Source organism: Amycolatopsis sp. NPDC051071 (genome assembly GCF_040682875.1).
Lineage (GTDB): Bacteria > Actinomycetota > Actinomycetes > Mycobacteriales > Pseudonocardiaceae > Amycolatopsis.
This window is the reverse complement of record NZ_JBFBBY010000270.1, coordinates 1-6710: the sequence shown is the minus strand read 5'-3', so window position 1 is coordinate 6710 and position 6710 is coordinate 1. Positions and strand designations below refer to the sequence as shown.

Below are 6710 nucleotides of genomic sequence, written 5' to 3'. Positions count from 1 at the left end.
GAAGGCCCCCTTCCTTGCGCTAGGCGCAAGGAAGGGGGCCTTCATGTACTTCAGGGCGACCCAGACCACTCACGAGCCCCCAAGGCTCCTACTCCCCCGGCCGCTCGAATTCCCCGATCAGCACGGGATACTGCGCACCGCCGTGACCTGCGGCAATCGCGCGATCGGCCATCGCCTTGATCAGCTGGGGAAGTTCGGCGTTCACCCCCAGCGACTCACTCTCCTCGACCAGATGCGCCATCGCCCGCGCGTCGGTCTCCAGGGCCGACACCTCGGCCGGGAAGGACCCCTTGTCGATTTGCCCGGCGTACCCGGGCAACCAGCTGGCGACGCCGACGGCGATCTGCTGCGCGAAGGGGGCGTACGTCGCGGCGTCGACACCGGCGGTCCGGAGCATCGCGGTGCCCTGAAGCCACGCGTTCAGGACGCTCCACATCATGGCCAGGCCGGCGACGTCGTACAGCGACGCCAGCCCGGGGTCTTCGCCGAGATACGAGACCGTTCCGAGCGCGCCGAGATCGAAGTCCGGCTCAGGACCGCTGAGCAGGATCACCGCCTCCTCGGTCCCGATCGACGACGGGATCGCCATGATCGCGCCGTCCAGGTAGCGAGCACCCCGCTTTTCGGCCCACGCGGCGGTTTCCCTGGCCTGGCCGGAGTCGCCCGACGTCAGGTTGACCAGCGTCGTGCCCTCCAGCCCAGCCTCCCCGAGCAGTTCACGCACGGCCGGGTAGTCGGTGAGGCAGACGACGGTCAGGCCACCGGCCGCGAGCGCGTCGCCGATCGTCGGCGCCAGGTGAGCGCCCTCGGCCACCAGCCGTTCCGCCTTGGCGGCCGTCCGGTTCCACACGGTCGTCGGATGCCCCGCCTTCAGGAACGCGCGGGCGAGCGCCTGGCCCATCAGCCCGAGGCCGACGACCGCTATCGGAGTATTCGCTTTGTCAGTCATGGCAACATCGTCAACGTTGATACCGGTATGAAGGTCAAGTGAGGATTCGATGCTGATCGGGGAACTGAGTCACCGGACGGGCGTCAACGCCCATCAGTTGCGCTACTACGAGGCACAAGGCCTCCTGGAAGCGGACCGCGGCACGAACGGCTACCGCGAGTACGACGAGGAAGCCGTGCTGCGGGTGAAGCAGATCCGCCATCTGCTCGGCGCCGGCCTGTCGTCCGAGGACATCGCGTACCTGCTGCCCTGCGCGATCGGCGAGGAGCCGGAGCTGATCGGCTGCCCCGAGTTGCTCGCTGCGATGCGGGAACGCCTCGGACGGCTGGACGAGCAGCTGGCCAAGCTCGCCCGTTCGCGTGACGCGCTCGCCGACTACATCGTCGTGGCCGAGCGCATCGGCGGCGAGACCTATCCCCCCTTCGACGGAGCAGCGGCGTGAGCGAGACACAGGAAGCGATCCGGCTCCGGGAGCAGGGCACCGACGAGGCCCGGCTGCGCCTGATCGAACTGGCCGAGCGGAACCCGCGGGACGCCGTGATCGCCTACCAGACAGCGTGGGCGCACGATTCCCTCGGCTTCGAGGCCGAGGCCGCCCCGTACTACGAGCGAGCACTGGGGGCCGATGGACTGTCCACAGAGGACAGGCATGGCGTGTTCGTCGGGCTCGGCAGCACGTACCGCGTACTCGGCAAGTACGACGACTCGCTCCGAACCTTGCGCCGCGGCCTCGGCGAATTCCCTGACGACACGGCGCTGAGGACGTTCCTCGCGATGGTGCTCTACAACGTCGGCGAAGCACGCGACGCGGCGGGAACCCTGCTGAAGGTCCTCGCGGAGACCAGCGCCGACGCAGGAGTCCAGCGGTACCGGCGGGCGATCGAGTACTACGCGGATCACCTGGACGACGTCGAGTGACCTCTTATTGACACCTTGTCAACATAGTCTTACGTTCACGTCATGAGCGCGTACGCCGAAATCACTTACGAGGTCGCCGATCGCATCGCGACGGTCACGCTCAACCGGCCAGAAGCCCGCAACGGCTACACCATCCGCATGGCCGACGAACTCGGCGACGCGATGGACCGGGCCGACCGCGACGAGGACGTCCGGGTGGTGATCCTCACCGGCAACGGCAAGGACTTCTCGGTGGGCGCCGACCTCTCACAGGGTGGTTTCGACTTCGATCCGGAGTCCGGGCCCGACGCGGCGTGGCAGGAGCCGGCGGGACGCTGCTCGAAGCGGATCTTCACGATGAACAAGCCGGTGATCGCGGCACTGCGGGGCGCGGCCGTCGGCGGCGGCGTCACGATCACGCTGTCGTGTGACTACCGGCTGGCGTCCACCGATTCACGCTTCGGCTTCGTGTTCGTCCGCCGCGGGATTTACCCCGAAGGCGCGTCCGCGTGGTTCCTCCCCCGGCTCGTCGGGATGGGCACGGCACTCGACTGGATGATCAGCGGCCGCGTCTTCGGCGCCGAAGAGGCGAAGAACGCCGGACTGGTCCACAGTGTTCACGAGCCCGGAGAAGTGCTCGGCAAGGCACGCGAACTGGCCGAGGAGATCGCCAAGACGACGTCTCCGGTCTCGGTCGCGGTGACCCGCCAGCTGCTGTACCGGATGGCGAGCGCCGCATCGCCGTTCCCCGTGCACGAACTGGACTCGCGGCTGATCGGCGGCCTTGGCACCAGTCCCGACGCCGTCGAAGGGGTCATGTCCTTCCTGCAGAAACGACCACCGGAGTTCTCCATGCGCGTCGACACCGACCAGCCCGCGTACCTGCCGTGGCGGAACACGTGACCGGCTATCCCCCGGAGCCGTGGCATCTGGCGGGCCAGGCGTACCTGTCGGTATGGCGGGTCCCGGTTAATGAACTGCCCGAGCTGCCCGAAGGCGTCGAGCCCGCCGTCATGGGCGGGCGCGCCCAGGTCTTCGGCGCCTGGATCGACTACCAGGAGCCCGGACAGCTCCAGTATCACGAATTACTGGCGACGGTCGCCGTCCGCGGCAAGCGTCTCTCCAGCTCCATCACCGACATCTGGGTCGACAGCGAGGTTTCGCTCGCGGGCGGGCGCGCGTTGTGGGGCATCCCCAAGGACCTCGCCGCGCTCGACTTCACCCACGGACGGACCTTCACCGCCTCGGCGGCCACCCACGAGGACTGGATCGCGACGGCCGCGTTCACCGCTCGCCCGAGCCTCCCGGTGAAGCTGCCCGCCGCCTTCGACGTCGTCCAAAACCTGGACGGCCGTCTCAAAAAGAGTCCCGTCCTGGCGGTGGCGCGCCCGCATCCGGCGGCCGCCGACTGGAAGCTCAACGAGAACGGGCCACTCGGCTTCCTGGCCGGTCAGCGGCCGGTTCTGAGCGCCCACCTGCGTGACTTCAAGATCGTTTTCGGCGGCTGACCAGCCGCTGAGCGTGATCGCCTAACCCGCCAGGGTGAGCCCGCGACACGCCACCCATTGGGGCACGTGCAGCCTCCGACCCCTACATGTAGTCTCTGAGAACCGGCACCGCCCAGCGACGGGGAGACCGCTCGGGAGCGGTTGCCGGACAGCTTTGTGAACCTGCAGCGCACGGCCTCGTGAGGCCTTGTGGTGCTTCAACGCGCCCATTGGAGACACGCATGTCAGTGGAAACCGGTCAGCGGCCACCTTCGTCCTCGGACACCACGCCCGCGACCGTGCGAGTCATCCGGCGGGACGGCAGCGTGTCCCCCTTCGACGCGAACAAGATCTCGGTCGCCGTGACCAAGGCCTTCCTCGCCGTCGAGGGCGGTGACGCGGCCGCTTCGTCGCGGATCCACCACCTGGTCCAGGAACTGACCGAGCAGATCGAGGCCACCCTGCTCCGCCACGCCGGTCCCGAGACCGCGCTGCACATCGAGCAGATCCAGGACATCGTCGAACTCGCGCTGATGCGCGGCGAGCACCACAAGGTCGCCCGCGCGTACGTCCTCTACCGCGACGAGCGCGCGAAGGCCCGCGAGTCCGAGAAGCCGGCTTCGTCCGACGTCGCCATCAGCGTCAAGGGCGCCGACGGCACGCTCCGCCCGCTCGACTGGGCCCGTGTCTCGCATGTGGTCGGCGAGGCCGTCTCCGGCCTCGATGACGTCTCGGCCGAGCCGGTACTGGCCGAGGCCAAGCGCAACCTCTACGACGGCATCAGCGCCGACGAGCTCGCCCTCGCCCAGATCATGGCCGCGCGGGTGCTCGTCGAGCAGGAGCCGAACTACTCCTACGTCAGCGCCCGGCTGCTCGCGGACAAGCTCCGCGGCGAGGCGCTCAGCTACCTCGCGGGTGTGCCGCAGCTGGCCAGCCAGGACGAGATGACCGCCCGGTACCCGCAGTACTTCCGGGACTACCTGAAGCGCGCCATCGAGCTGGAGCTGGTCAATCCCGAGCTGCAGACCTTCGATCTGGACAAGATCACCGCGGCCATCCACGCCGAGCGTGACCTCGACTTCGGCTTCCTCGGCCTGCAGACCCTGTACGACCGGTACTTCCAGCACCACAACGGCGTCCGGTTCGAGCTGCCGCAGGCGTTCTTCATGCGCGTCGCGATGGGTCTCGCGATCCGCGAGGACAACCGTGAGGCCCGCGCGATCGAGTTTTACGAGCTGCTCTCGTCGTTCCACTTCATGGCGTCCACCCCGACGCTGTTCAACTCGGGAACCACACGCCCGCAGCTGTCGTCCTGCTTCCTGACCACCGTCGACGACGACCTGGACTCGATCTTCCAGGCGTACAAGAACAACGCGCTGCTGGCGAAGTACTCGGGCGGCCTCGGCAACGACTGGACCCCGGTCCGCGGCCTCGGCGCGCACATCAAGGGCACCAACGGCCAGTCGCAGGGTGTCGTGCCGTTCCTCAAGATCGCCAACGACACCGCCGTCGCGGTGAACCAGGGCGGCAAGCGCAAGGGCGCGGCGTGCGCGTACCTCGAGACCTGGCACGTGGACATCGAGGAATTCCTCGACCTGCGCAAGAACACCGGTGACGACCGTCGTCGTACGCACGACATGAACACCGCGAACTGGGTGCCGGACGAGTTCCTCCGCCGGGTCGAGGCCGACGCGCAGTGGACGCTGTTCTCGCCGAACGAGACCCCGGATCTGCACGACCTCTACGGCACCGCGTTCGCCGAGCGCTACCGCGAGTACGAGGCCGCCGCCGAGCGTGGCGAGCTGAAGGTGTTCCGCAAGATCCGCGCGGTCGACCTGTGGCGCCGCATGCTGACCATGCTGTTCGAGACCGGTCACCCGTGGATCACCTTCAAGGACCCGTGCAACCTGCGTTCGCCGCAGCAGCACGTGGGTGTCGTGCACTCGTCCAACCTGTGCACCGAGATCACCCTGAACACCACCACCGACGAGGTCGCGGTCTGCAACCTCGGCTCGGTGAACCTGCTCAAGCACGTCACCCCCGACGGCCTGGACACCCAGCGCCTCGAGAAGACCGTGCGCACCGCTGTCCGCATGCTCGACAACGTGATCGACATCAACTTCTACACGATCCCGGAGGCGCGCCGCTCCAACCTGCGTCACCGCCCGATCGGGCTTGGCCTGATGGGCTTCCAGGACGCGCTGTTCGAGATCGGCGTGCCGCTGTCCTCGGACGAGGCCGTCCAGTTCGCGGACACCAGCATGGAGCACATCAGCTACTACGCGATTTCGGCGTCGACCGATCTCGCCGAGGAGCGCGGCCAGTACCAGACGTTCGAGGGTTCCTTGTGGAGCAAGGGAATTCTGCCGATCGACTCACTGCAGCTGCTGATCGACGCGCGGCAGGGCGACGCGCTCGACGTCGACACCTCGTCCACTTTGGACTGGGCGCCGCTGCGGGATCGGGTGAAAACGGTGGGGATGCGCAACTCCAACGTGATGGCGATCGCGCCGACCGCGACGATCTCCAACATCTGCGGTGTCGGGCAGTCGATCGAGCCGCTGTTCCAGAACCTGTTCGTCAAGTCGAACATGTCCGGCGACTTCACCGTGGTGAACCCGCACCTGGTCCGCTCGCTCAAGGAGCGCGGGCTGTGGGACGAGGTCATGGTGTCGGATCTGAAGTACTTCGACGGCAGCCTCGGCCAGATCGACCGCGTGCCGGACGACCTGAAGGCCCTCTACGCGACCGCGTTCGAGATCGAGTCGCGGTGGCTGGTGGACGCCGGTTCGCGTCGCCAGAAGTGGATCGACCAGGCGCAGTCGCTGAACCTGTACATCGCGTCGCCCAGCGGCCGCAAGCTCGACGAGCTGTACCGCTACGCCTGGCACAAGGGCCTCAAGACCACGTACTACCTGCGGGCGCGGTCCGCGACGCACGTGGAGAAGAGCACCCTGCGCGGTACCGACGGCAAGCTGAACGCGGTCTCGGCCACCCCGGCCCCCGCCAAACCCGCCGCCGCCAAGCCCGCCGCCCCGGCTCCGGCTCCCGCCGCTTCCCCTGCCCCGTCGCGTTCCGCCGCGGTCTCGCCGTCGCCTGCCGCCGCTGTTCCGGCCCTGCCGGTGACCGCCCCGGCACCGGCACCGGCAGCCAAGCCGGAGTCGAAGGAGATCCCCCAGGTGTCGGACATCGACTTCGTCGCCACCGAAGGCGCGGCCTGCCGGATCGACGACCCCGACTGCGAAGCCTGCCAGTGACCTCTCGTGAGTGATTTGGGTCGTTCTAACGACCCAAATCACTCACGACCCCAACTCCCTAAGTGAGCCTCTCTATGACCACCTTTGACGCCTCCGCCGACGCCACCGGCCTCGGTGAGA

6 protein-coding genes are annotated in these 6710 nt (G+C 67.7%); 5 read left to right on the top strand and 1 reads right to left on the bottom strand.

Annotated elements, in window-relative coordinates; all coding sequences use genetic code 11:
* Positions 1-88: 88 nt before the first annotated feature.
* Entirely contained in the window at positions 89-949 is an 861-nt protein-coding gene (locus tag AB0M65_RS39645; protein ID WP_364040390.1) for an NAD(P)-binding domain-containing protein, read from the bottom strand.
* Positions 950-998: 49 nt separating this feature from the next.
* Between AB0M65_RS39645 and AB0M65_RS39640 the strand changes: the two genes are divergently transcribed.
* The 5 genes from AB0M65_RS39640 (at position 999) to AB0M65_RS39620 (ending at position 6590) form a co-directional block, all read left to right on the top strand.
* The gene (locus AB0M65_RS39640; RefSeq protein ID WP_364040387.1) at positions 999-1391 is read left to right on the top strand and encodes a MerR family transcriptional regulator; all 393 of its coding nucleotides are present in this window, start codon (positions 999-1001) and stop codon (positions 1389-1391) included.
* The gene (locus tag AB0M65_RS39635; protein WP_364040384.1) at positions 1388-1867 is read left to right on the top strand and encodes a tetratricopeptide repeat protein; all 480 of its coding nucleotides are present in this window, start codon (positions 1388-1390) and stop codon (positions 1865-1867) included. The genes AB0M65_RS39640 and AB0M65_RS39635 overlap by 4 nt, the downstream gene beginning before the upstream one ends.
* A 42-nt stretch (positions 1868-1909) precedes the next feature.
* Positions 1910-2749, top strand: coding sequence for an enoyl-CoA hydratase-related protein (locus AB0M65_RS39630; RefSeq protein ID WP_364040381.1), 840 nt, complete (start codon positions 1910-1912; stop codon positions 2747-2749).
* Positions 2746-3354 (top strand): acetoacetate decarboxylase family protein, encoded by a 609-nt coding sequence (locus AB0M65_RS39625; protein WP_364040393.1) that lies wholly within the window; start codon positions 2746-2748, stop codon positions 3352-3354. The genes AB0M65_RS39630 and AB0M65_RS39625 overlap by 4 nt, the downstream gene beginning before the upstream one ends.
* A 221-nt stretch (positions 3355-3575) precedes the next feature.
* Positions 3576-6590, top strand: coding sequence for a ribonucleoside-diphosphate reductase subunit alpha (locus AB0M65_RS39620; RefSeq protein ID WP_364040378.1), 3015 nt, complete (start codon positions 3576-3578; stop codon positions 6588-6590).
* Positions 6591-6710 lie beyond the last annotated feature (120 nt).

Bases quoted from the DNA above. Each gene is read 5' to 3' on its own strand.
- AB0M65_RS39645 (WP_364040390.1), bottom strand. From the start codon at position 949: ATGACTGACAAAGCGAATACTCCGATAGCGGTCGTCGGCCTCGGGCTG.
- AB0M65_RS39640 (WP_364040387.1), top strand. From the start codon at position 999: ATGCTGATCGGGGAACTGAGTCACCGGACGGGCGTCAACGCCCATCAG.
- AB0M65_RS39630 (WP_364040381.1), top strand. From the start codon at position 1,910: ATGAGCGCGTACGCCGAAATCACTTACGAGGTCGCCGATCGCATCGCG.
- AB0M65_RS39620 (WP_364040378.1), top strand. From the start codon at position 3,576: ATGTCAGTGGAAACCGGTCAGCGGCCACCTTCGTCCTCGGACACCACG.